At 36.1% G+C, this 2,241-nt stretch carries 1 protein-coding gene and 1 pseudogene; one reads left to right on the top strand and one right to left on the bottom strand.

Annotation, left to right across the window (positions count from 1 at the left end; all coding sequences use genetic code 11):
* Positions 1 to 147: 147 nt before the first annotated feature.
* A pseudogene (locus TY19_RS12115) lies at positions 148 to 941 on the bottom strand (IS982 family transposase); the annotation flags it as partial.
* A gap of 124 nt (positions 942 to 1,065) precedes the next feature.
* Between TY19_RS12115 and TY19_RS00045 the strand changes: the two are divergent.
* On the top strand, positions 1,066 to 2,241 hold a 1,176-nt coding region (locus tag TY19_RS00045), incomplete at its 3' end, for a DUF294 nucleotidyltransferase-like domain-containing protein (RefSeq protein ID WP_042278093.1).

Genomic DNA, 2,241 nt, shown 5'->3' with positions numbered 1-2,241 from the left:
TTTATTTACATCTAAATTTTATTTCGACTTAGTTATTTGCAACTTACATTAATTAATATTCAATTAATGTATTCTTAATTTAAATATTATCTCAATACCAATCAACTAACCACCAAGAGTGGGCTTGATAACCTCAATTTTGGGTTTTTAGTCAACCATTGACAACAGGCGATGTTGTTTTTGCTAAATTTATCGATGGATTTTTAGGTTGGTAAGTATAAGCGGGCAATCCCAGCCAATAATAATTAAAAATTTCCGCCGTTTCTGTGGTGTGTCTGTCCAATTTGAGAAATATTTTTTAATGAATTATTTATCATTTCAATGATAGCTTGTTTTCTAAGAATTTTGTCTGTCAACTTCATGAACTTCTGATTCAGATTCAGATTTTATGGTCGCCAATCGTTCAAGGTTTTGTTTCAAAGGCCGCTTTGAAAGTTCTTTCGAAATAATCCCTTATCACCCAATAGCTTCTCCAAAATCCCTTTCGATAAGGTTTCGGCAATAGAGACATCAGCAACATGTCTAGTTAATTTGAAAAACCAAAATCTCTTCTTTTTCATTGATTATGAAATGTCATTTAAATCCAAAAAACATCCTGAGGCTGTTTTTCCTCTTTTGGCCAAATCTTTGAGGATCTTATTCCTTTTCATGCGTTTATAATGGCAAACATCTATTGATGGAAAATCAATAAAAGCAATTCCTGTGACTTTCTCCCCTTCTGTCTAAAAGATAAGCAAATAAAGGAACAAAAAAATTCTTCTCTAAATAAACAAACGACTAGTACTCATTGAGTTTGAAAATTCTTTGCCAATAACATATTCATAAAAGTGCTTAACTATTTGATCATTCGATTGATGAAATAAAAGAATAATTGTTATCCTCTCTGATATCAATCATTCAGGTTGAAGTCCTCGCTTTGTTTTACCATAGTCAATTACCTGAGTTTCTTCATTCTTTGGTTAAATCTTCATAAATAATTTTTAAAATTTTAATTTGATTGGGCTGTTTTTTTTTGATAGTATCCTTACAACGTGAATTTTTCTTAAACCAAAGGATAGTCAAATCATGCAAAATACTCATTCTATCCCTCCTCTATTCTCCTCGCCATCATTTAGTGAGCAACCATCAAAATTTCGATACTTAAATAGTCTCGATGAGATTATGACTACTATCACAAAGAAAAAATATTCCCAAGCTGTCAAACAATTTAATGTTTTTATGGCCTATTTACCACCTCAGGTGGAAATAGTAGTGCTAAAAAAGGCTTTTGACTGCCTCTTCAATCTCATCCCTGTTATTGAGGCACTTCAAAAGTTAGAAGAAAGCATACGTCTCTTGCTCAATTTGGCGGCAGACCCGTGTTTTGCAGAAGATCAACAGCTGCTAGCTATTGAGCTAGCCAAGTGGCACTATAAAAAAGGAAAAGAAGAGGAGCAAGAGAATAAACAACTGACCTATTTCATGGATGCCATTCACTATGTAGGGAAGGCTCAGATCATTTCAGAGGCCTCCGAAGAACTTCAACGATTAGCTTCTCGCCTTTTCAAAGTCGCTTCAACGTCTCTCGCTGTTTTTAAACAGTGCTTAGAAATAGCAGTGGGGAAAAACGATAGCCAACAAGTCCTGCAAATTGTCAAAGATCTTGAAATGCGCTTTGAATCGATTTGCTGCCCAAGCGAAAAGCATGCTTTGATTAAATTATTTTATAAACAAGTGCAGGCAGTTGTTTCGCACACGTTAATAACGAGGGGGCCAGAACGGATAAAGGCAAGTGGGCTGCATACTCTAGATGAAATGATGCAGCATTACTTAATAACGGATCGCTCTCTTTCTACTAGCTGTTTTATTACGACTAAATATCGAGAGAAACTGGGTATTTATCGAGAAAGTTTTCACACGTTATATCAGGCAATCAATCCGAAGAAGTTCACAATTGAAGAGGTGCGCACTTTGCAAAGAGAAGTTTCTGCGCACTTACTCTCTTTTTTGCGTGCTTTAGTCGAAGATGCCATTGCCATTTTAGGAAATCCTCCTTGCTTGTATGATTTACGGGCAATGGGTTCCCTAGCCAAAGAAGAGGTCTGTCCCTACTCAGACTTGGAATGGTGCATTCTCATTGAAGACGTTGAGCATCGACCCTACTTTGTGAAATTAGCCCGCCTATTAGAACTACAAATAATAACCTTGGGAGAAGATCCAGCGCAAGGATTGCCCGTTTTTACTTGCATCGGGGCTAAACAC

This window comes from Candidatus Protochlamydia sp. R18, from assembly GCF_000648255.1.
In the GTDB taxonomy this organism is placed as follows: Bacteria; Chlamydiota; Chlamydiia; order Chlamydiales; family Parachlamydiaceae; genus Protochlamydia; species Protochlamydia amoebophila.
This window is presented reverse-complemented; position numbering and strand designations above follow the sequence as displayed.